The sequence below is a fragment of the Wolbachia endosymbiont (group A) of Sphaerophoria taeniata genome (assembly GCF_947250735.1).
Lineage (GTDB): Bacteria > Pseudomonadota > Alphaproteobacteria > Rickettsiales > Anaplasmataceae > Wolbachia.
Genome location: NZ_OX366344.1, coordinates 694,828 through 718,675, shown reverse-complemented (window position 1 = coordinate 718,675; position 23,848 = coordinate 694,828). Strand labels below are relative to the sequence as shown.

General features: G+C 36.9%; 16 protein-coding genes, 4 tRNA genes and 2 pseudogenes. 8 read left to right on the top strand and 14 right to left on the bottom strand.

Features of this window, described 5'->3' with window-relative positions; all coding sequences use genetic code 11:
• Positions 1-19: 19 nt before the first annotated feature.
• The 4 genes from OOK84_RS03595 to OOK84_RS03580 all read right to left on the bottom strand — a co-directional run bounded on the left by OOK84_RS03595 (position 20) and on the right by OOK84_RS03580 (position 2,732).
• Positions 20-418 carry a hypothetical protein gene (locus OOK84_RS03595; RefSeq protein ID WP_264731001.1) on the bottom strand — a complete coding sequence of 133 codons (399 nt, stop codon included), beginning with the start codon at positions 416-418 and terminating at the stop codon, positions 20-22.
• A gap of 121 nt (positions 419-539) precedes the next feature.
• A complete protein-coding gene (locus OOK84_RS03590) occupies positions 540-854 on the bottom strand; it encodes a hypothetical protein (RefSeq protein ID WP_264730999.1) in 315 nt (104 codons plus the stop codon).
• Positions 855-916: 62 nt separating this feature from the next.
• On the bottom strand, positions 917-2,458 hold the full coding sequence (locus tag OOK84_RS03585; RefSeq protein ID WP_264730997.1) for an MgtE intracellular N domain protein: 1,542 nt from the start codon (positions 2,456-2,458) through the stop codon (positions 917-919).
• Between the two features lie 198 nt (positions 2,459-2,656).
• Positions 2,657-2,732 (bottom strand) — tRNA-Ala (locus tag OOK84_RS03580).
• Positions 2,733-3,174: 442 nt separating this feature from the next.
• Between OOK84_RS03580 and OOK84_RS03575 the strand changes: the two genes are divergently transcribed.
• Positions 3,175-3,247: transfer RNA gene (locus OOK84_RS03575), tRNA-Lys, on the top strand.
• A gap of 19 nt (positions 3,248-3,266) precedes the next feature.
• On the top strand, positions 3,267-4,538 hold the full coding sequence (gene nuoF, locus OOK84_RS03570; protein ID WP_264730995.1) for an NADH-quinone oxidoreductase subunit NuoF: 1,272 nt from the start codon (positions 3,267-3,269) through the stop codon (positions 4,536-4,538).
• Positions 4,539-4,547: 9 nt separating this feature from the next.
• Here the strand turns inward: nuoF and infC are convergent, their stop codons facing one another.
• Both infC and thrS read right to left on the bottom strand, forming a co-directional pair.
• Positions 4,548-5,066: a translation initiation factor IF-3 gene (infC, locus tag OOK84_RS03565; protein ID WP_264730993.1), complete on the bottom strand. Its 519-nt coding sequence runs from the start codon at positions 5,064-5,066 to the stop codon at positions 4,548-4,550.
• A gap of 12 nt (positions 5,067-5,078) precedes the next feature.
• Positions 5,079-6,980 carry a threonine--tRNA ligase gene (gene thrS, locus OOK84_RS03560; protein WP_264730991.1) on the bottom strand — a complete coding sequence of 634 codons (1,902 nt, stop codon included), beginning with the start codon at positions 6,978-6,980 and terminating at the stop codon, positions 5,079-5,081.
• A 143-nt stretch (positions 6,981-7,123) separates the two neighbouring features.
• Here thrS and OOK84_RS06860 point away from each other — a divergent pair.
• Positions 7,124-8,064, top strand: a pseudogene (locus tag OOK84_RS06860) (IS5 family transposase).
• Between the two features lie 150 nt (positions 8,065-8,214).
• Here the strand turns inward: OOK84_RS06860 and nuoI are convergent.
• Entirely contained in the window at positions 8,215-8,697 is a 483-nt protein-coding gene (nuoI, locus tag OOK84_RS03545) for an NADH-quinone oxidoreductase subunit NuoI (RefSeq protein WP_038199316.1), read from the bottom strand.
• Between the two features lie 213 nt (positions 8,698-8,910).
• On the opposite strand from nuoI, the gene mnmE reads away from it, so the two are divergent.
• The 3 genes from mnmE (at position 8,911) to OOK84_RS03530 (ending at position 11,556) form a co-directional block, all read left to right on the top strand.
• Positions 8,911-10,239: a tRNA uridine-5-carboxymethylaminomethyl(34) synthesis GTPase MnmE gene (mnmE, locus tag OOK84_RS03540; protein ID WP_264730987.1), complete on the top strand. Its 1,329-nt coding sequence runs from the start codon at positions 8,911-8,913 to the stop codon at positions 10,237-10,239.
• A gap of 47 nt (positions 10,240-10,286) precedes the next feature.
• A tRNA-Ser gene (locus tag OOK84_RS03535) sits at positions 10,287-10,374 on the top strand.
• Between the two features lie 168 nt (positions 10,375-10,542).
• Positions 10,543-11,556: an NAD(P)/FAD-dependent oxidoreductase gene (locus OOK84_RS03530; RefSeq protein ID WP_264730985.1), complete on the top strand. Its 1,014-nt coding sequence runs from the start codon at positions 10,543-10,545 to the stop codon at positions 11,554-11,556.
• 1,209 nt (positions 11,557-12,765) lie between these two features.
• Here the strand turns inward: OOK84_RS03530 and OOK84_RS03525 are convergent.
• The 3 genes from OOK84_RS03525 to rpmE all read right to left on the bottom strand — a co-directional run bounded on the left by OOK84_RS03525 (position 12,766) and on the right by rpmE (position 15,458).
• Positions 12,766-14,076: a hypothetical protein gene (locus OOK84_RS03525; protein WP_264730983.1), complete on the bottom strand. Its 1,311-nt coding sequence runs from the start codon at positions 14,074-14,076 to the stop codon at positions 12,766-12,768.
• Positions 14,077-14,423: 347 nt separating this feature from the next.
• A complete protein-coding gene (locus OOK84_RS03520; protein WP_264730981.1) occupies positions 14,424-15,218 on the bottom strand; it encodes an NAD kinase in 795 nt (264 codons plus the stop codon).
• Between the two features lie 27 nt (positions 15,219-15,245).
• Positions 15,246-15,458, bottom strand: coding sequence for a 50S ribosomal protein L31 (gene rpmE, locus OOK84_RS03515; RefSeq protein WP_253309449.1), 213 nt, complete (start codon positions 15,456-15,458; stop codon positions 15,246-15,248).
• Between the two features lie 128 nt (positions 15,459-15,586).
• On the opposite strand from rpmE, the gene fabD reads away from it, so the two are divergent.
• On the top strand, positions 15,587-16,567 hold the full coding sequence (fabD, locus tag OOK84_RS03510) for an ACP S-malonyltransferase (RefSeq protein WP_264730980.1): 981 nt from the start codon (positions 15,587-15,589) through the stop codon (positions 16,565-16,567).
• A 31-nt stretch (positions 16,568-16,598) separates the two neighbouring features.
• On the opposite strand, the gene gpmI is transcribed toward fabD, so the two are convergent.
• The 3 genes and pseudogenes from gpmI to OOK84_RS03495 all read right to left on the bottom strand — a co-directional run.
• Positions 16,599-18,173, bottom strand: a complete 1,575-nt coding sequence (gene gpmI, locus OOK84_RS03505) for a 2,3-bisphosphoglycerate-independent phosphoglycerate mutase (RefSeq protein WP_264730978.1) — start codon at positions 18,171-18,173, stop codon at positions 16,599-16,601.
• 33 nt (positions 18,174-18,206) lie between these two features.
• Positions 18,207-18,278, bottom strand: a tRNA-Asn gene (locus OOK84_RS03500).
• Between the two features lie 67 nt (positions 18,279-18,345).
• Positions 18,346-18,661 (bottom strand): annotated as a pseudogene (locus OOK84_RS03495) (transposase); the annotation flags it as partial.
• An 89-nt stretch (positions 18,662-18,750) separates the two neighbouring features.
• Here OOK84_RS03495 and gatA point away from each other — a divergent pair.
• The gene (gene gatA / locus OOK84_RS03490) at positions 18,751-20,220 is read left to right on the top strand and encodes an Asp-tRNA(Asn)/Glu-tRNA(Gln) amidotransferase subunit GatA (protein WP_264730976.1); all 1,470 of its coding nucleotides are present in this window, start codon (positions 18,751-18,753) and stop codon (positions 20,218-20,220) included.
• A gap of 834 nt (positions 20,221-21,054) precedes the next feature.
• On the opposite strand, the gene alaS is transcribed toward gatA, so the two are convergent.
• Entirely contained in the window at positions 21,055-23,754 is a 2,700-nt protein-coding gene (alaS, locus tag OOK84_RS03485; protein WP_264730974.1) for an alanine--tRNA ligase, read from the bottom strand.
• Positions 23,755-23,848 lie beyond the last annotated feature (94 nt).

The window sequence follows — 23,848 nt, the reverse complement described above, 5'->3', positions numbered from 1 at the left end:
GCTGTTACTTTCCTAACTACTATAATATATCAAAGTGAGTTGGTGCCTCCCATTCATCTATGTTATCACCACCAGTTGTTCCTGTTTTTAATTTTTCAACCTCTTCGTTTAGGTTGTCAAAGTTTTCTTTCAAAAATTTATAATCTTGACTATTTGTGTGAATTCTCTCGGTATAATCTACAAAAGTCTTAGTCAATATGTTATCCAAATTAAGAACAAATGTGTCGTTTAAATCTTTGACTAGTTTGTCTAGAATTTTGTGGACGTAATCGACCGACGCATTCTTTTCTTTATTGCCTTCAAAAGATTTAGGCTTAATTTTGACCTCTATGTCATTTATTATTCTACGATTGGTACCGCTCATTCTGCTTGTTACTCCAAAGTTGCTTTCGCTTTCTTTTACACTGTAATTACTCATATTAACTCCTATAAAAAATTAGAATTTAAAACTAACTAGTTACCTTGAAATGGTATGTGAAAAAAGTAATAGCCCAGTGGGCTATTACTTTTTCTTATTTTTGCTAATTATTAGCTATTTTCTATCCTAGTGGATTTAACTCTGGAGAAAAAAAGGTGTTGGGATTTGTTATGTCAGAATCCGTGAATGAATCTACTTCCTCTCTCAATTTATCGATTTTCCCAATTAAACCTGAATCTTTATCACCAATTTCCTTCTTTATTGTAGATAAGTGCTGTGCGGTTTGGTTTACTACATTATTGATATGTTTTATTATGGGATTGACTGATTCTACAAATGTGTCAGCTTTTACCATCCCTTTAGTTCCTGTTATCTCTTTTAATGGTGCCTCAATTAACTCCACATTAAATTTTTTATCTTCTGTTGAATTATTCATGTTTATTAACTCCTTAAATAATAATATTAAAAATAATGTTATTCATTATCTTCTGTAATCTGCTAAACAGATATGGAGTAATCCTGAACAGTATAAGCATCATTACTGTTAAGGTAATACTCTTCATTTACTACAGAAGAATGTTGATAGCTAAATTGATTGGGGTTAACTATATCATCACCTTCCAGCAATTCCTTAAGTTCTTCAAGTTTTTCTTTCATTTCCTCTTGTTTCTTGTTTTGTTCATCAAACTTCTCTTTTAATGCATCTAATGCATCAATAATAGCTTTAGACTGATCTTGATTGCTGAGATCACCAATCACAGCTGTCACTTTCTCATAAGGCAGTTTGTGAATGATGTCTTTAAGCTCTTCTGCGCCTATGTTATCCAAAAGTTCTTTAAACTGCTCATTAGACATATTGCGAGCAAAAGCTTGAAGTTTGTCTGGGTTATCAACTAAAGACTTAATGATAATCTGAATCTTATTAGGATCAGTTAAATCTCGAGCTACTATTGCAAGTTTCTTGTGGTCTAGCTTATTAATTAAATCATGTAATCTATCTCCTTCTAAATTGTGTACTAGGATTGGAAGTCGATCTTTCAACGCTTCATCAAAAAGAGTGTTTAAAATTTTCTCATCTGCATCTTTTATTAATTCTACAAACTGATCATTGCTTATTGTCTTGATAGCCTCCAGAAACTGATTCATTTTAAGGTGAGGGAAAATTTCTTTTACTTGGTCTAGATTTAAGTCTTTCACTAGGTTTGTAAGCTGATTTTTATCTAAAAGAGGAACAATTATTTGTAACTTTTCTGGATTTAGTTCCTGAGCAAGGGTTTTTAGCTGGTGATTGGTTAGATGATCCACTAAAGCTTGGAGTTGTTCATCCATTAAGTTCTCTGCTAAGACCTGCAACTGGTTTGAATTTAGTTCAGGAATTATTTTTTGCAGCTGCTCATTCGTTAAATTCTGTGCTAAAATCTGGAGTTGATTTGAATTCAGTTCAAAAATTATTTTTTGCAGTTGAATAGGTATATCAAGTAACATATTATTCACTATTTCCTTTATTTCCCCTGCATTACAAGGTGCTACGTTTTTTTGCAGCGCTGTATTGTAAGGTGAATCGATAATATTTCCTTTTTTATCTGAGAAATAGTATTTACCACTTTCGTCTCGCGTTACGTATTGATACGATACAGCTTGTGCAAGAAAATCCACACTACTGTACCTTTCACTGTTATCTCCTACACTAGTTACTACGTTTACTAGCTGATCATTAAGGTATATAAGAGAATTATTAGTGGCATCTCGGTTATACCAGTTATTAGCGTTCAGACTTTGTCCCGATTCATTAAGACAAGTATACATTCCGTTATGAAATTGACAGAAGTTTACGTTTAGTGTTAGCACCTCTTCACTTTTATCATTCAGCGGTATAAAAGCAAGTTTAGCAATTTTGTATGGTCTACTCACATCAGCATTATCTCTGCCAGAAAAAGAGGTTCCTAAACAAACATTTTTGCCTGGATAGCATGTCATTCCTTCGCTTATCACAAGAGACTTTCCAGGTACCATCTTAAAAACATGCTTTTTTCCACTCATAGGCATTACCAATAAATTAACTGTTAGTATTCTAACATTTATTGATTAATTTATTATTAAATTGGTATATATTGGAATTATAATAACAAACATTACTTGCATAAAGAAAAGTTACAGAAAGAGGGATTTTTTAGGGAACTAGTATAAAATACTAATGGGCTAAAATAAGCTGACTTTATGATATGCTAGAACCTATATTGGTGGAGGCAAGCGGGATCGAACCGCTGACCTTCTGCGTGCAAAACAGATGCTCTACCAGCTGAGCTATGCCCCCAATTCTTGCTTAAAGCATAAATCACTCAGGCTGAAATGCAAGAAATATTTATCTGTTATAGCTAAACTGACTTAGATTTACTGACAATTTGAAAAACCGTCATTCCGCTGCGTGTTAGCGGAATCTATCTGCAGCAGTGTGACGTGTTAGCTATAGGCTATTGCTAAGCATTATAATAGTGCACAAATTCTGCAGGGTATATACAGTTTTCTATTTTTCTTATCTCCTTAGCGTTATACTTCACACCATCCAAATAAATCTGTGAACTGAAAATTAACAAGAAGTTTTCCTTTAAAAATTTTTTAAATTATCCATAGATTTTTTAACTAAATTATCACTAACGCAGTATATTATATAATTTATTTAACCACACATGAAAATTTTAGTTTGATTAAAACGGATAAAAACTGTATTGATGTTTAGTATAGCTGAAAAATGAAATGATCCCGTAGCTCAGCCGGTAGAGCAACTGACTTTTAATCAGTGGGTCACGCGTTCGAATCGCGTCGGGATCACTCACAAATTTTGAAAAACATGCTAAAAGAACAAGACAAAATATTCACCAACCTAAATGGTAAAGAAACTCCACTACTTAAGGGTGCAAAAAAACGTGGTAGCTGGCAAAAAACAAAGGAGTTACTAGATTTAGGATCAGAAAAGATCATTGATGAAGTAAAGAAATCTGGTTTGAGAGGTCGAGGGGGTGCAGGATTTTCCACCGGCCTTAAGTGGAGCTTTATGCCCAAAAATCTCCCAAAAGCATATTTAGTAGTCAATGCAGATGAGTCAGAACCTGGTACATGTAAAGATAGAGATATATTGCGATATGAGCCACATAAGTTACTTGAGGGAATTCTCCTAGCCGGCAAAGCGATCAGCGCATCAGTTGCGTATATTTATATCAGGGGTGAATTTTATAATGAATATTTAGTTCTAAAAAAAGCACTTGAGGAAGCCTATAAAGAAAACTTAATTGGAAAAAATGCCTGCAAATCAGGTTATGATCTTGATGTGTTTATCCATAGGGGTGCAGGAGCTTACATATGTGGGGAAGAAACAGCTCAACTCGAATCAATTGAAGGAAAAAAGGGCTTTCCTCGCATGAAACCTCCATTTCCCGCAGGTGTTGGACTTTTTGGCTGTCCAACCACAATAAACAACGTTGAAACTATAGCCATGGTTCCAGATATTCTAAATCGTGGAGGAGAATGGTTTGCATCTCTTGGTAAACCAAATAATACTGGTACTAAGATTTTTTGTATTTCAGGACATGTAAACAACCCGTGTAATGTTGAAGAAGAGCTCGGAATTCCACTACGTGAATTGATTGAAAAATACGCAGGTGGAGTGCGAGGGGGTTGGGATAATTTACTTGCTGTAATACCTGGTGGGTCTTCAGTGCCATTAATTCCAAAATCTATATGCGATACTATTGAAATGGATTTTGATTCATTAAGAACCGCACAATCAGGGCTTGGTACTGCTGCTGTAATAGTGATGGATAAATCAACTGATATAATAGCTGCAATAGAGAGGTTATCACACTTTTACATGCATGAGTCCTGTGGACAATGCACACCATGCCGTGAAGGTACTGGATGGATGTGGAGGATTATGAAGAGGATGGTGGCAGGAGATATTAAGCCTGATGAAATAGATAAGCTGCTTGACCTTACAACTCAAATAGAAGGACATACAATTTGTGCGCTTGGTGATGCTGCAGCTTGGCCGATTCAAGGATTAATAAGACATTTTCGCCATGTTATCAAAGAGAGAGCGAAATTTAACTCTACTTATACTTCTTAAGCCGTCTTGCTACTTAGCAACCAGAGCTAAAAAATATTGATTCCCTTCTCTTTTAGGTGCCAATTCTACCTTTGCAATATCTTCAGTGTCTCTAATTAGCCGTTCTAATTTTTCCAGTCCGACTTCAGTGTTTATAAGCTCTCTGCCCTTAAATCTCATTGTAACTTTGATTTTATGTCCGTGGGCAAGTAAGTCTCTTGCTTGACGCAATTTTGTTTCGTAGTCGTGATCACCAATATTAGGACCCAGTTTAATTTCTTTTATAGTTAATGTTTTTTGTTTCTTTTTTGCTTCACTTGCTTTCTTTTTTATATCATACTTTTGTTTGCTATAATCCAGAATTTTACATACTGGAGGGGTTGAATCAGGTGCAATTTCCACCAAGTCTAAACCAACACCCTGTGCACATTCCAAAGCTCGTTCTATTGGCACGATTCCGACCATTTCACCACTATGATCAACTAAGCGTACCTCCTTAGCTGTGATGAATCCATTAATTCTGTTTTTATTGTTCTTTTTAACTTGCAAACTTTAACTCCCTTAATTCAAATTAATACTTTTTAACAGCGATTCAGTAGCCTTTTCCAAAGAAAAAGACTCCTGTCTTTCTGATCCTAAATTTCTCACTGACACAGTTTTACTTGTAACTTCATTTTTGCCTATAATCCATAATATAGGAACCTTGTTTGAACTATGCAAACGTATCTTATAACTAATTTTTTCATTGGTCAAATCAGTCTTGACTCTCACACCTTGTTCTTTTAAAATATTGCTAATTTCTGTGGCGTAACCGTCAGCTTCATTTGTAATATTCAGGATAGCAAGCTGTGTTGGAGCAAGCCAAACTGGAAATTTTCCTGCATAATTTTCTATCAAAATTCCGATAAAACGCTCAAAAGTCCCAAGAATTGCCCTATGTAACATGACAGGGTGATGCTTGTGCCCATCTGCCCCTATATAAAAAGCTCCCAGACGTTCTGGTAAAATGAAATCAACTTGTAATGTTCCACATTGCCAATTTCTGCCTATTGCGTCTTTCAAAACGAACTCTAACTTTGGACCATAAAATGCACCTTCACCAGGGCTCAGTTCATAACTCAAGCCCGCTTCTTTAATGGCTTCAAGCAGCGCTTTTTCAGCTCTATCCCACACTTCATCATTACCGGCTCTAATATCTGGACGGTCTGAAAATTTCACAGAAATTTCATTGAATCCAAGCTCTGAATATACTTCTTTTAAAAGGTCACAAAACTTTACAGTTTCAGAATTTACTTGTTCTTCCATACAAAAAATGTGTGCATCGTCTTGCGTAAAACCACGCACTCGCATCAGTCCGTGCAATGAGCCTGAGCTTTCATTTCTATGGCATGTGCCAAACTCTGCCATACGTATTGGTAGATCGCGATAGCTTCTGGTGTGAGAATTAAAAATCTGCACATGACAAGGGCAATTCATAGGTTTTATTGCTAGCTTTTTGCTTTCAGATTCATCAACAATAAACATATTTTCACGAAATTTATCCCAATGTCCCGACTTTTCCCACAGTTCCTTGCTTACTAAAATAGGGGTTTTTACCTCAAAATAGCCATTATTTATTAGCTTCTTTCTGATGTAAGACTCAAGAACATTATATAAAATATATCCTTGTTCATGCCAAAAAACCTGCCCGACAGCTTCCTCTTGGATGTGAAATAAATCCATATCCTTAGCAATTTTGCGGTGATCACGTTTTTCTGCTTCTTTGAGACACTCAAGGTAAGCGTTTAATTCATCCTTATTTCTCCATGCGGTGCCATATATTCGCTGTAACATTGGACCCTTAGAATCACCACGCCAGTATGCTCCTGCAACTTTCATAAGCTTAAACGCTTTGACTCTGCCAGTTGAAGGAGAATGTGGACCGCGGCATAAGTCAACAAAATCGCCTTGTCTATAAACAGTTAGGTTTTCACTCTCTGATATAGAGGATATAATTTCAACCTTATATTTTTCGCCTATACCACTAAAGAAATCAACTGCCTGCTTGCGAGTCCAAACCTCTCGAACAAATCTGTGATTACTTTTTACAATCTCTTTCATTTTCTTTTCTATTGCAGCAAGATCATCCGTAGTGAAGGTACGATCTGTAGCAAAATCATAGTAAAAACCGTCCTGAATTGTTGGGCCAATAGTAATCTGAGTATTAGGAAAGAGCTCTTTCACTGCCTGGGCCATTATATGAGCAGCATCATGCCTTATTATATCTAAACCCGCTTCGTCACTCAGTTGTATCACCTCTATCTCTGCATCAGATTCAATTTCACGTGAGAGATCATACAACTCACCGTTTACTTTCAATGCAACTGCTTCTTTCAAAGCATCCGGTTGTAATATATCAAAGCCAGTGACTTTATCGTCATATTCTTCTATTCTTTTTTCAGCTGGAAAAGTAATTTTAATCATTTATCGACCCTTTTGTCTAACCCTCTCTTTGTCATCCCAGTGCGTGACACTGGGATGGCTTTGTTGCATCGCTCAAGTGAAAAGAACTGGCAGTTACTGACAAAATTCATTATAAATAGCCATTTAACTGTTGAAGAAAAAATATGCCACAAAAAATGAGAGTCAGTAACTGCCATGAATATAACAAATTTCTCCAAGAAAGAGGAAGCATTTTTTGTTATATCAATGACGCCATAGAAAATTGGTACGAGAATTGTCCAAAAATGCAGGGCGGCAACTATATTTATAGTGATAAAGTTGTGATTTTGGTGCATATAATCGTCAGTTTCTTTAGAATTGGTTTAAGACAAACAGTCGGGTTTATAAAAGGGTATTTGCAACAAATAGGAAGAGATTTGGCAGTTATCAGCTATTCACAAGCATCAAAAGAAACTTAATATTAAGATAAATGATTGCAGAATTGATAAAAATAATATGGAAGATATCGAAATTGCTATAGACAGTACAGGAATTAGTATATACAACAACACACAGCAAGGAAAATAGCACTGACAGAAAATATCGTGGCTATGAGCAAACGAGAAAATTGCACGTAATGTTGAATATAAACAACAAAAAAGCCATAGCTGTAAAATACAGTAACGGTGTCTACTCTGATCACTATGGAGCTTGTGATTTGCTAAAAGAAGTTGATTTTCAGCATGCCATAAAAGTACTATATGCAGATAGGGCATGTGATAGGCACAAGTTTTATAAGTTGTGTAACGAATATGATATAAAGACAAAAATTCCACCAATAAACAATGCGGCAGAACATCCAGAAATAGATTATATGTCTGACAGGAATGCTGCTATTAGGTTAATAAAATTATACGGTGAAGATGGCATGAAAGAATGGAAAAAAGAAGTAAATTATGGGAAAAGATCTTATATTGAAGGGTTTTTCTCAAGATTAAAGCAAATATTCGGATTTAGTTTTAGGAATAAATCTGAGATAAATCGAGAAAAAGAACTGCTAATCAAATGCTATTTGCTTAATAAATTCACTGATATTGGTATGGCTAAATTTGAGATAGTTACATGAATTTACCATAAATCACCATCTCATAAAGTGTGATGCAACAAAGCCATCCCAGTGTCACGCACTGGGATGACAAAAAAAGGAACACTGAAATGACAGAAAAACAGCACCTGGGTAACAGAGGAATGATTTGAAAGCTATAAATTTTTAACATCAGTAGTACGGTCTATTCTTTTTTAACCTGAGTGCAATTGCGTCTTCCCAAACTTCACCATTACGCAATAACTTTTCTTTATTGTACATTAGCTCCTCTCTTGTTTCAGTAGCAAATTCAAAGTTAGGACCCTCCACAATTGCATCAACTGGACATGCCTCTTGGCAAAGCCCGCAGTATATGCATTTTGTCATGTCAATATCATAGCGTGTGGTGCGGCGACTACCGTCTTCTCTTTCCTCTGCTTCAATAACTATTGCTTGAGCAGGGCAGATAACTTCGCATAATTTACAAGCTATGCATCGTTCTTCACCGTTTGGATACCTACGCAACGCATGCTCACCACGAAACCTTGGACTTAAAGGGCCCTTCTCCATAGGATACCTCAAAGTAACCTTTGGCTTAAACATATATTTTAATGTAATAACAAACCCTTTAATTAACTCTACAAAAGACCAATACCAAGCTAATTTCTTGAGCATAAAATATTTAAAACCTATGTTGATAATTATAAATCATATTATCAGTTTTCAAAATAAATATTTTCACCTGAGTGACCTTTGCAGTTTTTTATATAATGTATTTATTAATATGATATTACTATAAACTAGCAAGATAGATAAAAATTTTGAATATTTTCAAATTAGGTATTTTGGTTTCTTAAGTGTAATATTGCTAAGTAGTTTATATAAATAATGACAAACACAAATGAAACTATTTTCGCTTTATCGACCGTATTGGGTAAGTCAGGAGTTGCAGTAATCAGAATTTCAGGCAACTACGCGCTTAAAGCTTTAAATCATTTTCATATTAAGAAAGAAATTAAACCAAGATTTGCTACTTTAGTTGATCTATATGATGATTCCAATCAATTGATAGATAATGGAATAATCATCTATTTCCCTGCTCCAAACAGTTTCACTGGCGAGAACGTTATAGAGTTACAAGTGCATGGAAGCAAGGCAGTCATAAAAATCATCTTGGAGGAATTATCAAAAATTTTTGTTATGGCCAGGCCTGGAGAATTCTCACTTAGGGCTTTTCTAAATGGTAAATTTGACTTAACGCAAATAGAAGGGATTGCAGACTTAATTGATGCTGAGACGAAAATGCAAGCTAAACAAGCGATTAAGCAGATATCGGGAGAATTGGAGAGACTATACAGCAATTGGAGGCAAAGATTAATAACGATACAATCCAAAATCGAAGCATATATAGACTTTCCAGAGGACATTTGGGCAGAAAAAAGTGAATTGAAAAAAATTAATAATGAAGTGCAATCTCTCGTGCAGTTGATACAAGAGCATTTAAATGATAATAGACGGGGCGAAAGGTTGCGTGAGGGTTTACATATTGTAATAACTGGTGAACCAAATGTCGGTAAATCAACTCTGTTTAATTTCTTAGCCAAGCGTGATATTGCTATTGTCTCTGAATATGCAGGCACAACAAGAGACGTGCTTGAAGCTCATATTGACATTGGCGGATACCCAATCATTCTCTCTGATACTGCTGGAATTCGTGAGAGTTCAGACCCGATAGAATCAGAAGGCATAAGTCGAGCAAAAAAGAGGTCTTTTGAAGCTGATCTAAGAATAGAACTATTTCCTTTTGAACAACGTTATAATATCAATTGCAACATTGTAAATAGCGATACTATTTATGTATTGAGCAAAGCTGACGATGCAATTAATGACAGAAATATACTGATTGGCGGTGTAGATTTTCTACCTATTTCTATTTTAAAGGGAATAGGTACAAACAAGTTGATCTCTCTCATAAAAAAGAAGGCAGAGGAAAAATTTGGGCATGATAGAGACACTCCTGTGATTACTCGGCAAAGACATAGGAGTCACATGCAGAAAGCACTGGAACATTTACAACGTTTTAATATCGATAATCCAATTGAGTTGATATCTGAAGATTTGAGGCTTGCTGCATTTGAACTTGGTGCGGTGATTGGAATTATTAATGTTGAGGAAATATTGAGTAGTGTGTTTAGCAATTTTTGCGTGGGCAAGTAAAGCTTTTATAGATTGCTTAAAATCAAATGTTGTGATAGAAAAGAAATGGACGGATGGCCGAGCGGTTTAAGGCACCAGTCTTGAAAACTGACGTACGTGATGAGCGTACCATGGGTTCGAATCCCATTCCGTCCGCACAGCATCCCGCGATGTTAGCTAATTTTTAGAGCTTATTTGGACTATGTGGTTCATAACGCTGGAAATCTTATCTAATCTAGCCACATCTTTTAAAAATACATCCCTTTGTAAATTGACCTTATTAGCGAAGAAAGCTAATATCTATAAATAGATTACCATCTGAATATGAAAACCGATATAGTAATAATAGGTGCAGGGCCTATTGGAATATTCACTGCTTTTCAAGCGGGAATGCTTGATATGAGATGTCATATAATAGATGTTTTGGATCAAGCAGGAGGACAATGCACAGCTCTTTACCCAGAAAAGCCAATATATGATATACCTGGTTATCCTGTAATTACTGCCCAAAAATTAATTGAGCAATTAATGGAGCAAGCTTCACCATTTGAGCCTGTTTACCATTTAAGTCAAAAAGTGGAAAAGATTTCGAATAACTGTGATCAAAACTTTACTATCATAACTAACACAGGTACAGAGGTAAAATGTAAGGCTGTTATTGTTGCTGCAGGTAACGGAATGTTTGAACCTAACCGTCCACCCTTAAGTGGTATATTAGAATATGAAAATCAATCTGTATTTTACAGTGTAAATAAAATTTCTGATTTTCAGGACAAAACTATAGTCATTGCAGGGGGGGGTGATTCTGCAGCTGATTGGACTGTAGAACTTTCTAAAGTTGCAAAGAAAATTTATGTGATACATAGAAGAAAGGAATTTCGCTGCACTCCTGAAACTAGAAATAAATTAGAATCACTTGAAAATGATGGAAAGATAGAACTGGTAATGCCATATCAATTACACGAACTAGCAGGAGGTAATGGGCAGTTGAGCGCAGTGATAGTAAAAAACATTGCCTCTAAGGAAGAAAAAGAAATATCCGCTGATTCTTTGCTGCCATTTTTTGGATTGTCAATGAATCTTGGTCCAATAAACAGTTGGTGTATAGAGTTAGAACATGGCCGCATAATTGTCGACCCAGCTACACTTAGAACCAGTAGAGATAGAATATATGCAATCGGAGATATAGCTACTTATTCAGGCAAACTAAAGTTAATATTAAGTGGTTTTGCCGAGAGTGCCATGGCTTGTTATGACATATACAAAGTAATCCACAACTCTCCAGTCAATTTTCAATACTCGACTTCAAAGGGAATTCACGGGAAAGAAAGTGAGTAAATCTGGAATAACCCGGGGCATCTGTTTTCGAAGGCAGTTGCCTAAAACACAAAGATGTTACCCAAGTAGAAACGAAAAAACTTGCTTGACAAACTCCGCCAGCGCCCTTATCATGAAACTGAAGGTATTCAGTTATCTTCATCTGTGCAGATTAAACAGCAAAAAAACAACGTAGTTGGCGTCTTATTTTTAATTTTTTGCACTATGTGCACCTTATGTCTTCACAACATTTCTGGGTTTTTACCTACATAAGCTGAAACGCGCTTATAAGTCGTTTAAGACAGTATAGTACGCCAATTTGCAGGATTAGAGAGTGAACACTAATTACCACGGGGTTTCTTTTGCCTTTTTTTCTGCTTGGTAAATTTCTTAAACATTTAAACTAAGGTTAGTTGCATTTAAAAGCAGCTAAATTGCAGTGTTTAAGGCTTAAAAAACGCCAATACTGAAAATAGACAATGACTAGGGCTTCTTTTGCCTTTTTTTTCGTTTAGTAAATTTCTTAACGTTTGTAGCTAAACGACAACCGTCATCCCGCTACTTGTTAGCGGCTAAGAGATACCGCGACGGTATATTCGTCATCCCGCTGCTTGTTAGCGGGATCTCTTGTTAGCGGCTGAGATATCGCGGCGGTATGACGGTGTAGATGATGGTTAAGTATCCCGCTACTTGTTAGCGGCTAAGAGATACCGCAGCGGTATATTCGTCATCCCGCTACGTGTTAGCGGGATCTCTTGTTAGCGGCTGAGATACCGCGGCGGTATGACGGTGTAGATGATGGTTAAGTATCCCGCTACTTGTTAGCGGCTAAGAGATACCGCGGCGGTATATTCGTCATCCCGCTACGTGTTAGCGGGATCTCTTGTTAGCGGCTGAGATACCGCGGCGGTATGACGGTGTAGATGATGGTTAAGTATCCCGCTACTTGTTAGCGGCTAAGAGATACCGCGACGGTATATTCGTCATCCCGCTACGTGTTAGCGGGATCTCTTGTTAGCGGCTGAGATACCGCGGCGGTATGACGGTGTAGACGATGGTTAAGTATCCCGCTACTTGTTAGCGGCTAAGAGATACCGCGGCGGTATATTCGTCATCCCGCTACGTGTTAGCGGGATCTCTTGTTAGCGGCTGAGATACCGCGGCGGTATGACGGTTAATTATTCTGCGGCGGTATGACGTAGGGTTGCACTAGCTATATCATGCATTTTATTAACCGACACTATAAACAACATCCTTACAATTATGAGATTGGACTACAACTTGCTCAAGCGTTAAGCTGTTGCGTTTAGCGTCTTTACTGTGGTTTTCTCCAAGAACCTTTGTTCTTTCTTGTTTTATTTCTTCAATGAATTTCTTGTTAACGCTTTCAGTGTCAATCTTTTCCTGAGAATATATAAGGTTAGTGCAATTTGTTTTTCTATAATAATGCACGCCAAGACATATAATTGATAATGCAAGTATACCAGAACCTATAAGTAATGATAATCCTATGTTATTAGTCAAAGGGTTTTGGTAAAATTTTTGTATATTATTAACACCACCTTCCGCGTACAGCAATAAAGGAAGTGCTATATTTGCAGCAACTACACCGGTCAGTAATGCAGTAAATAGTGGCCTATTGTTAATTACTGATTCTATTTTATTAGTTCTACCAACTGCTTTTTCGTCAATGTTAATGAAGTTGTTTTTAGCTTCCCAAGCATTAAGTACAAAATTTGAATGAGTGCCATTGCTATATTCCAGTCTTACAGATTTTATAGCTTTATTTTTTGGCTGATGCTCCAACACATTAGCTAAAATTTCATTCGCATCTTCTTTTTGAATGTGATGTTCTTCAGTATTTCTAAACTGTTTTATTGCAAAAAATATTGGACTAATTACAAGCAACGCAGCAAGTGCGATAACTGGTATAGTGATATATTTTGGGCTGTTTGTAAAAAATGCAATAAATTTTGCTTTATCTTGTAAATATACTAAAGCTGCAGATGTGCTGAGTATAATAGCAGTGGCAGTAAAAATTATAAAGCCCTTCTGCTGCATGGCATACTTTGCTCTTGGCCAGGATCTGTTTGCTTTCTTTTGTGAATTGATTAAGGAAGTTTTTGAATTCATTTCACCTGTACTATATTCTGTACTGAACTCTTCTTTTAGGTTTTCGAGAGTTTTATCAGAATCCCAAGGGTCACTAAATTCCGTTTCTTGTGAAACTGATCTTTTCATTCCTGAGCTTTGATTATCTATTCCACTGTCTAAACTCTTTTTCGAAGATTTTGTATCTGGGTTTATAGTTGCACAAATAGGTTCTTCTGATCCATTATCAGATGATCCTCCTAAACCTAAACTTGCTGTTGGTGATAGTGTATCTGAGGTAAAATTTTCTGCTCCTTCAAGCGATGCTTGTTTGGGAGTACTTGTCCTAAGTGCTGGTATTGGTGGAATTCCTGGCTTCGTCCCGTCATCTTTACCTATTGGTGTATAAGAAAGTGGTTTTACTGTATCTTGATCTTGTGTTCCTGGCATATTTACTCCAAAATTAATTACTATGTTGTGTTGATTACGCTATAGTTATTAAGATGTAGTAAATACCAATTTACAGATAATATATCTGCTTAGCAGAGTGGCAAAATAAGGTAGACGAGAAAAGACAACTATAGGAACAAATGGGTGTCATGCAAGTAGCTGACACTGGCATCCAGTCCTTTCACACAGTTCCATCAAAAACGTTGTAAAGCGCTTTCGTGTTTACCAACTTAGTGCCCAATCTGGATCCCAGTGTCAAGCACTGGGATGACAAGAAAGGGAGCACTGGAATTTTTGTTTCAGTATTTGTACATTAGCCATGCATCTGAACAGATACCGGATAATTATTAGTATAGAAATTGTCTATCAAAGATCCTTTCATTCAGAGGGTAATCTTTGTCAAAGAGCAAAGTTATTGTGTTTTCATGGTCTTTTTGTATTTTTATCTGTGATATATCATGAAATTCTTTATAATCTGATACTACAAGCGCTGGACGATTTTTTGTGTCGTTAATGTCAATTTGTACGATCGTATCATTTGAGATTAGTGCTCCATTCCAATGCCTTGGGTAATAGCTATTGATGGAGGTCAGTGCAAGTAAGTTTGAATTTAGTGGCAAGATTGGGCCACCGGCAGAGAAGTTATATGCAGTGCTGCCTGTGGGAGTAGATAATATTACTCCATCCCCTCTAAATTTTTCTACTTTTAGTTTATCATTAATAGTAATATTCATCTCTACTATTTGGTTTGCTTTCCTAAAAACATATACTTCGTTTACCGCTATATAGTGGTATTTCTTGCCACTTGTGTCTGTTGCTTCCATTTTTAGTAAAGTTAACTGAGTTGAAGTTGCGTGCTCTATATGATCAATTAAATCTTCACTGCGGCTAAAGCATTTATTCATCAAAAACCCAACATTGCCAGTGTTTACTCCGTATACGTGTGTGTTTTTGTTTTCTATAACGTAATTATGCAAGGTGCGTAGCATAAAGCCATCACCGCCAACAACTATCAGTAGATCGATTTCGGACTTATTTTCTTCTGTTATATTGATAAAATTAAGTTTCTTTAATAGTTTAGATACTTCCTGCGATTTTGGTGACTCAGAAGCGATATAGCCTATATTTTTGTATTTATGCATGCTTCACTCTGAAAAAGAAGCGAAAAACTAGAAAATATCCCCATATTTATCGTTAAACTTAGCTAATTTGCTAGTTTTACTTGCTGACCCGCTTGTCAAACTTCCAGTCCATGCAGGGTGAGTGAGAGGATCCCTATCAAGTTTTATCTTATCACCTTCCTTTCCATAAGTGGAACGAGTTTCAAACTCTTGACCATCTGTCATGACTATAGTAACCTTATGATAATCAATTTCTGCCATTGTTGCTTATAAACTTTTAGTCAGTTAATATTCTAGTGAACTTAATTCACTAAGTCAATCATTATTCTAAAATATTGACAAAAAATAAATAAAATGTTATACTTAATAAGGAATAAATAATAGTTATCATGATTTTTGCTTTCCCTGGTCAGGGCTCTCAGTTTGTAGGAATGGGAAAGAGCTTATATAGTGAGTTTTCCGTTGCAAGACAAGTATTTAATGAAGTGGATAGCATATTGGGTAGAAAGCTGTCTCATTTAATCTTCAACGGTCCTATTGAAGAATTAACCATTACAGAAAACGCTCAGCCAGCTATAATGGCAGTGTCAATCGCGACGCTACGTGTTATCGAGCATGTGTTTGGTGAATCTCTTTTTTCTGGTCATAATGTTAAATATGTTTGTGGGCATTCAGTCGGTGAATATACAGCGCTATGTGCTGCAGGGGCATTGACTCTTGAGTCTGCAATCAAGCTGCTGAAAGTTCGCAGCGAAGCAATGCATGAAGCTTCTTTGAAATGTGAAGGTGGAATGGTTGCGTTGCTTGGAGCAGAGATAAATGAAGTGGAAGATATATTGAAATCAGTTCAAATTGACGGAATTTGTGAAATTGCAAACGATAACGGTGGCGGACAAGTGGTTATAAGTGGTACTAGAGAGGGTCTTGAAATATTACCCGATTTGCTCAAGAACTTGAACATCAAGAGATTAGTTAAGTTACAGGTTAGTGGACCTTTTCACTCATCTCTTATGAAACCTGCTGATGAAAAAGTTTTGGAATTTTTGGAGGGTATTAAAATAACCCGTCCTATAGTTCCTTTGATATCAAATGTTACAGCTAAAGAGGAGAGTGATCCCAAAGTTATAAAAGCTTTACTTGCTAAACAAGTCATAAGCAGAGTGAAATGGAGAGAAATGGTTTTGTATATGGCAAGCCGTGGCATTAACAAATTTGTTGAAATTGGCCCTAATAAAGTTTTATCTAATCTAGTTAAAAGAATTGACCAATCTATCAGTACAAAAAGTATAGGTAATATTGGTGATATAGACAGCTTCTTTAATGAATCATTAGTACTAACAGCGAAAAATTTAAAAGTTGGGTTAAGTTAAAACACATCTATTTGCCAGCGCATGACGCTGCCTAGCTGGAATGACAGAGGGTAATGCAAGAAATCAACGAACTGCCTGTCATTTCATCCGGTTTCTTAATTCCAAGTAGCTGTAAAATAGTGGGAGCGATATCAGATAATCTTCCGTCTCTTAGTTTTAGATTATCGCAAGACACAATAAATGGCACTTTATTTAGAGTGTGCGCTGTATGAGGTGTATTATTTTCTTCATCGAACATACATTCCACATTACCATGGTCTGCAGTAACAATTAATGCAGTGTTGCTTGACTTTTTAACAGCACTCAGCACTTTCGCAAGACAATCATCTACAGCTAGCACAGCTTTCTCGGCTGCTTTTATATTACCTGTATGCCCTACCATATCAGGATTAGCGTAATTTACAACTATCAGTGCAAATTCTTGGGAGTGAATTTTTTCTACAAGCTTTTCTGTGAGCTTGAAGGCTGACATTTCGGGCTGCAAATCATAAGTTTGAACTTTTGGTGAGGGAATGAGTATTCTTTCTTCACCAGAGAAAGGTTCTTCTTTTCCACAATTGAAAAAGAAAGTCACATGAGCGTATTTTTCGGTTTCGGCGATGCGTAATTGTTGCAATTTATTGTCTTCTATTGTTTGTCCTAAAGTGTTAGCAAAAGATATAGGAGGAAAAATATAAGGAATTTTAAGATCTTCTTTATACTTCATCATACTTAGAATTGAAGAAAATGGTTTTCGTTTACGACCTTCTGTCGTACGAGTAGTTTGACCATAGATTCCAGCGTCACGCGCTGGAATGACACCTGATTGGTTTAGTAAAATACTTGCTAATTGTATCATTCGATCAGCACGAAAGTTAGCCAATAGCACTCCATCTTCTGGTTTTATACCTTGATAGTCACCTATTACTGCGGGCCTGATAAACTCATCAGTTATGTTATTTTGATAATTTTCATCAATCAACGATACTGCATTATCATGACTAGGTGCCTTTGCAAATGCGATAGCCTCATAAGCTTCAATTGTTCTCTCCCACCTGTTATCACGGTCCATAGCATAGTAACGCCCAGAAACAGTAGCAATTCTTATGTCATTTCCCTTTATACTCTTTATAAATTCTTGAATGCATTTTTTTCCTGAATTTGGTAATGTGTCTCTGCCATCTAAAAATGCATGTATCACCACTTTGATTCCATGCTGTGATATTTTATTTGCTAAAATCGAAATATGCTTTTGATGCGAATGAACACCGCCATCTGACACTAATCCCATTATATGGCATACTCCGTTCTTATTTTTTAGATTACTAATAAAGCTTTGTAGATTTGCATTGTTTTCTATTGTTCCAATCTCTTGATTAATGCGCTGAAGGCTTTGCATTACTACTCTACCACTGCCAATATTCATATGGCCAACTTCTGAATTACCTATTTGACCACCAGGTAACCCCACATCAGCACCACAAGCAGATAAGCTGCATTTTGGATAATTAGAGCTAATATATTGCCAACAGGGTGGATTTGCGTTGCTAATAGCATTATATTTACTGCTTTCTACTCCATTTCCCCAGCCATCTAGTATACATAAGACAACTGATTTAATGCCCATATAAGATTAACACTAGAATTTCACAGAGAAGAGCTCCCCGGGCCGGATTCGAACCAGCGACCAATTGGTTAACAGCCAACTGCTCTACCACTGAGCTACCGAGGAATAAACCTTCTTTAATTTATCACGTTGAACGTTGATTGTAAACGTTTTTTGTATACTTTGTAAGAGCCTGTTCAAATTCACTTCGCTTTATTACTTCAACAGTTGCACCAATAATATCTTTTATTTGAGTTGCAAAATTCTCTCCTGTATAGCCCGCATCAACCAGTATATTTTTAACTCCAGAAAGGTTTTCTTTTGCATTGTTGACCATTCTCACAGCACTGCTGCAGTCAGTTGTTCCTGCAGTTGTTACATAAATTGCATGTGGTAAACCTTGAGTATCAACTGCGATATGGCCCTGAGATTTTTTTACCAGCGTCATAGCCTTTTTCTTCAGCAGTATCTGCGTTCTTTACACTCTGAGCATCAATTATGTACAGGTTCTTAGCTATATTTCTAGCTGTAACTATAAATGTATGGATTTTTTATCGTGCCATGTTATAATTAACATCTTGCTAAAAATTAAATATTGATGAATGAACTAAAAAAGTTAAGTATTACACAAATGCACGACGGGCTCAAAAAAAGGAGTTTTTCCCCTGTTGAACTCGTGGAGGCGCACATCAGTGCGGTTGAAAATGAGAAATTAAATGCATTTATAACAAAAACCCCAGAGATAGCAATGAAAGCTGCTAAAGCTGCAGATGAACATTTCTCTAGGCAAAAGGATGATTTAATCTCGCCGCTCATGGGTATACCAGTTGGCATCAAAGATCTATTCTGTACAAAAGGAATAAAAACAACAGCATGCTCAAAAATGCTGGAAAATTTCGTTCCGACTTACGAATCTACGGTGTCTGACTTGCTTTTAAAAAGTGGAGCAGCCATGCTCGGTAAGCTTAATATGGATGAATTTGCTATGGGTTCTGCGAACACAAACAGCTATTTTGGCCCTGTTGAAAATGTGTGGATTAGAAAAAGTGATGGGGAAAAAGTTGTTCCTGGTGGATCATCTGGTGGATCTGCAGCATCGGTTGCTGGATTTTTATGCGCTGGAGCGTTAGGAAGCGACACCGGTGGATCTGTACGCCAACCAGCAGCTTATTGTGGAGTAGTTGGAATAAAGCCAACTTATGGAAGATGCTCGCGTTTTGGTATGATTGCATTTGCGAGTTCTCTGGATCAAGCAGGAGTCATTACTCGTTCTGTCTCTGATTCAGCATTAATGCTGGAAGCAATTTGTGGCTATGATAAAAAAGATTCAATATCGAGCGAAAAGCCAGTGCCTAAATTTTCTAGCTTTATAAATGGTGATGTCAAGGGTAAGTGTATTGGTATACCAAAAGAATATAGGATGGATGGAATTTCAGAGGAAATAGTTCATAATTGGGAAAGAGTTGCTTCCTATTTAAAAGAAAATGGCGCTGAAGTTGTTGACATTACTCTGCCACATACTAAATATGCAATACCGGTCTATTATTTAATCTGTTCTGCTGAAACTTCATCCAATCTTACTCGTTACGATGGTGTGCGTTATGGATTAAGGGTTGATGCTGATACCCTTGAAGAAATGTATTCACTAACAAGAGCAGAAGGTTTTGGTAAAGAGGTGAAAAGAAGAATTTTAATTGGCGCTTATGCGCTTTCTTCAGGTCATTATAATGAATATTACGAAAAAGCGCAGTGCATTAGAGCATTAATCAGAAACGATTTTATAAAAGCGTTTGAAAAAATAGATTACATACTTGTGCCATCTGCTCCAACAGAAGCTTTTGGCTTAAATGAAAAGCCAGATCCGCTAATTATGTGCATCAATGATGTGTTTACCGTGCCAGCAAGCCTTGCAGGATTGCCTGCTATTTCTGTTCCTGTTGGGCTTTCCAATGAGGGTTTACCACTTGCCTTGCAAGTGATTGGAAATTATTATGACGAAGCTGGAATATTAAATGTGGCAAGTTTGATAGAGCAAAATTGCGGCAGAATAATTAGACCTCTTGCATAATCTATTTTCTGATAGTAATTTTTGCATTAAAATTTGCTTATGCTCATCAACGTACTCTATGGCTCCATTTTTAGATGAATAGCAAAAACAGGGAATATTAATCTGTTTACAAAATTTTCGTGTAACAGTTCACACTTAATTAAACAGACTAAATTCTGTAATTTTGGGATGTTGAAAAATTCACCTTACGTTGTCATTCCAGCGCATAACGCATAACTGTACGAACATTGTGATTTGGTCCTACCAGAAGGGCAATGCCTCTTATCCAAGTACCCTCTTCTTGTCATTCCAGTGCTTGACACTGGAATCTAGTCTTTATTATGCAGCCACTTATTTAAAGTTAAGTTTTCTGGATCCAAGTAGTCAAGCTACTCGGATGACACCCTCTTGGATGGAAACCAGTGTCAGCTACTTTCATGACACTATGACAACCGTCATCCCGCTGCTTGTTAGCGGGATCTATGCTAAGAGATACCGCGAATGAATCGCGGTATGACGATCTGCGGCAGTATGACGGTTCGCGGCGGCATGACGTAGGACTGCTGTCATCCCGCTACGTGTTAGCGGATGAGATACCGCGAATTAATCACGGTATGACGGTTCGCGGCGGCATGACGTAGGACTGCTGTCATCCCGCTACGTGTTAGCGGATGAGATACCGCGAATGAATCGCGGTATGACGGTCTGTGGCGGTATGACGGTTCGCGGTGGCATGACGTAGGACTGCTGTCATCCCGCTACGTGTTAGCGGATGAGATACCGCGAATGAATCGCGGTATGACGGTCTGCGGCGGTATGACGGTTCGCGGCAGCATCTCGTCATCCCGCTACGTGTTAGGGGGATCTAGAGATACCGCGGCGGTATGACGTAGAGTGCTTAGAGGCGGTTATTTTGCTATAAATAGCTGTAATGGCATCATCTATTTTATTGCTATCACAGCCTGTTTGTGCAAGTTCAGCATTCCCACCACAGTTCTTTTCAACTGCTATTGATATTAGTTCTTTTGCGCTAATTTTATTGATTAAGTCTTTACTTACTTTAATAATCAAGACTGTTTTATCTTTTTCTGTTGTCGTGAAAGCTATTACCGTTTTTGGTTTTTGTTGCTGCAAAACAAACTCTCTTATTACATTTGCTGGAATATCAGTGAAAGTGTGGCTTATAAAATTTATTCCATTTATTTCAGTGCTTTTTATATCCTCTGCACTCACAAGCTTTTTATATAGGTTTCTTATTTTGGTTTCGGATTTTTTGTGTTCTTGACTTAAAACACTTAATTTGCTTGTTATTTCACTTACTGGCACTTTTACGAATTCTGCAACTTTTTTTAAGTTAATTTCATTATCACGTACATAATTGATTGCTTCCTGACCAGTTAAAGCTTCAATTCTCCTCACTCCAAAAGCAACAGAACTTTCTGTTACTATCTTAAATAAACCGATTTCTCCAGTATGTTCAACGTGCGTGCCACCACATAGCTCTTTCGAATCTCCAATATTTACAACTCTAACCTGATCACCATATTTTTCACCAAACAACGCCATGGCTCCTTCTTCTATTGCCTGATTCATGCTTTGAATTTTTGTAGATGCAGAAAGATTTTCTCTGATTAGAGAGTTTACCATATCCTCTACCCAGAATAACTGATCTTGAGTTACTTGAGTGTTATGGCTGAAGTCGAATCTCAGTCTATCTGGTGCAACTAGGGAACCTTTTTGAGTGACATGATCACCCAAGATTTTCCTCAATGCAAAGTGCAGAAGATGCGTAGCCGAATGATTTCTTCTTAAGGTTTGCCTTCTTTCCTTGTCGATGCTTGCTGTAACTACATCACCTTTACAAATTGAGCCGAATTTAACTATGCATCTGTGCAAACATAGGTCATTAATCTTATTGGTATTTTCGACTATAACCATACTTCCAGCAATGCGATCTGTCTTCATTCCAGCGCGTGACCACGTGTTTTCTTCTTTCTGGATCCCAGTGTCCGCTACTTGGATGACAGAAGGGACAATGAAACTTCCAGTATCCCCCACCTGTCCACCTGACTCGCCATAAAAAGGTGTTTTATCAAGTATAATGGTTATCTTTTCTCCCTCCTTTGCAGAATCAATTACTTCATTTTTAGAGGAAACTATAGCTAGTATTTTCGCATCACTTACTTCATTGAAGTCATAACCAACAAATTTTGTTTTGCCAAATTTATTGATCAAATCAAACCATACTTGCTCAACAGATTTTTCACCAGATCCAGCCCATTTAGCACGTGCTCTCTCTTTTTGTTCTCCCATTGCATCATCAAAACCCTTCTGGTCAAAATTTATTTTTTTCTCTTTTAAAACATCAAGTGTAATATCCAAAGGAAACCCATAGGTGTCATATAGCTTAAATGCTGATTCTCCAGGTAAAGTATCGCCCGATTTTAAATCTGTAGTGAATTTCTCCAGAAGATTGATACCTTTCATCAAAGTGTCTTTAAAGTTTTCTTCCTCTGATTTTAACGTCGTTTCTATTAAGCTTTTGGCTCTGACTAATTCAGGATAAACATCTCCCATATAAGCCGAACTCGTGCTATCTATCAGCGCCGGAAAAATGCGATGGAGTAGAGAATCATTATATCCAAGCAGGTGGATATAACGCGCGGCTCTCCTAATTAATCTGCGTAATATGTAATTTCTGCCCTCATTTCCAGGAAGCACTCCTTCTGCGATGAGAAATGCAGCCGCGCGAAGATGATCTGCTACGATCTTATGCGCTATTTTATTTTCCGTTCTTCCACAGTACTCTTGAGATTTATTGATCAGAGCAGAAAATAGATCAATATCATAGTTATCATGGACATTTTGCATTACAGTAGCTATTCTCTCAAGACCCATTCCAGTATCGATGCATTTTTTTGGCAATTTGTGTAAATTACCTTCTTCATCTTTGTTAAACTCCATGAATACCAGATTCCAGATTTCAACAATTCTATCGTCATCTTGTAAATTAGGACTCCCATGGTCATAAAAAATTTCAGAACATGGACCGCATGGACCAGTGCTTCCCATACTCCAAAAGTTATCATCCGTTGTAATTCTTATGATTTTATCACTTGAAAAGCCACTTATCTTACGCCAAATCTCGTACGCCTCATCATCAGTATGGTAGATGGTTATGGATAGTCTGTTTTTATCAAGAGATAACTCCTTAGTGATAAATTTCCACGCAAATTCTATTGCAGTTTCCTTAAAGTAATCACCGAAGCCAAAATTTCCGAGCATTTCAAAAAATGTGTGATGCCGAGTTGTATAGCCAACATTTTCAAGATCGTTGTGTTTACCGCCTGCTCTTAGGCACTTTTGACTTGAGACAGCACGTTTCATTTCAGTTTTTTGAGCACCAGTAAAAATATTTTTAAACTGCACCATACCAGCATTTGTGAACATGAGCGTTGGGTCATGTTCTGGAATCAAAGGAGAAGAAGAAACCTGCTCGTGGTCATTACTTAAAAAAAATTTTATAAATCTTTCTCTGATTTCACTTAACTTCATTATTTTTATTGAGATTATTCATGAATAATAAGCTGCAATGGAAATAAAATCAATTACAATACCACCACTCTCTAGATCTCAGAACTTCTAGTGA

What these genes read in the sequence shown, in the direction of transcription:
- OOK84_RS03595 (WP_264731001.1), bottom strand. Translation starts at nt 418, where the DNA reads ATGAGTAATTACAGTGTAAAAGAAAGCGAAAGCAACTTTGGAGTAACA.
- OOK84_RS03590 (WP_264730999.1), bottom strand. Translation starts at nt 854, where the DNA reads ATGAATAATTCAACAGAAGATAAAAAATTTAATGTGGAGTTAATTGAG.
- OOK84_RS03585 (WP_264730997.1), bottom strand. Translation starts at nt 2,458, where the DNA reads ATGAGTGGAAAAAAGCATGTTTTTAAGATGGTACCTGGAAAGTCTCTT.
- nuoF (WP_264730995.1), top strand. Translation starts at nt 3,267, where the DNA reads ATGCTAAAAGAACAAGACAAAATATTCACCAACCTAAATGGTAAAGAA.
- thrS (WP_264730991.1), bottom strand. Translation starts at nt 6,980, where the DNA reads ATGATTAAAATTACTTTTCCAGCTGAAAAAAGAATAGAAGAATATGAC.
- nuoI (WP_038199316.1), bottom strand. Translation starts at nt 8,697, where the DNA reads ATGCTCAAGAAATTAGCTTGGTATTGGTCTTTTGTAGAGTTAATTAAA.
- mnmE (WP_264730987.1), top strand. Translation starts at nt 8,911, where the DNA reads ATGACAAACACAAATGAAACTATTTTCGCTTTATCGACCGTATTGGGT.
- OOK84_RS03530 (WP_264730985.1), top strand. Translation starts at nt 10,543, where the DNA reads ATGAAAACCGATATAGTAATAATAGGTGCAGGGCCTATTGGAATATTC.
- OOK84_RS03525 (WP_264730983.1), bottom strand. Translation starts at nt 14,076, where the DNA reads ATGCCAGGAACACAAGATCAAGATACAGTAAAACCACTTTCTTATACA.
- OOK84_RS03520 (WP_264730981.1), bottom strand. Translation starts at nt 15,218, where the DNA reads ATGCATAAATACAAAAATATAGGCTATATCGCTTCTGAGTCACCAAAA.
- rpmE (WP_253309449.1), bottom strand. Translation starts at nt 15,458, where the DNA reads ATGGCAGAAATTGATTATCATAAGGTTACTATAGTCATGACAGATGGT.
- fabD (WP_264730980.1), top strand. Translation starts at nt 15,587, where the DNA reads ATGATTTTTGCTTTCCCTGGTCAGGGCTCTCAGTTTGTAGGAATGGGA.
- gpmI (WP_264730978.1), bottom strand. Translation starts at nt 18,173, where the DNA reads ATGGGCATTAAATCAGTTGTCTTATGTATACTAGATGGCTGGGGAAAT.
- gatA (WP_264730976.1), top strand. Translation starts at nt 18,751, where the DNA reads ATGAATGAACTAAAAAAGTTAAGTATTACACAAATGCACGACGGGCTC.
- alaS (WP_264730974.1), bottom strand. Translation starts at nt 23,754, where the DNA reads ATGAAGTTAAGTGAAATCAGAGAAAGATTTATAAAATTTTTTTTAAGT.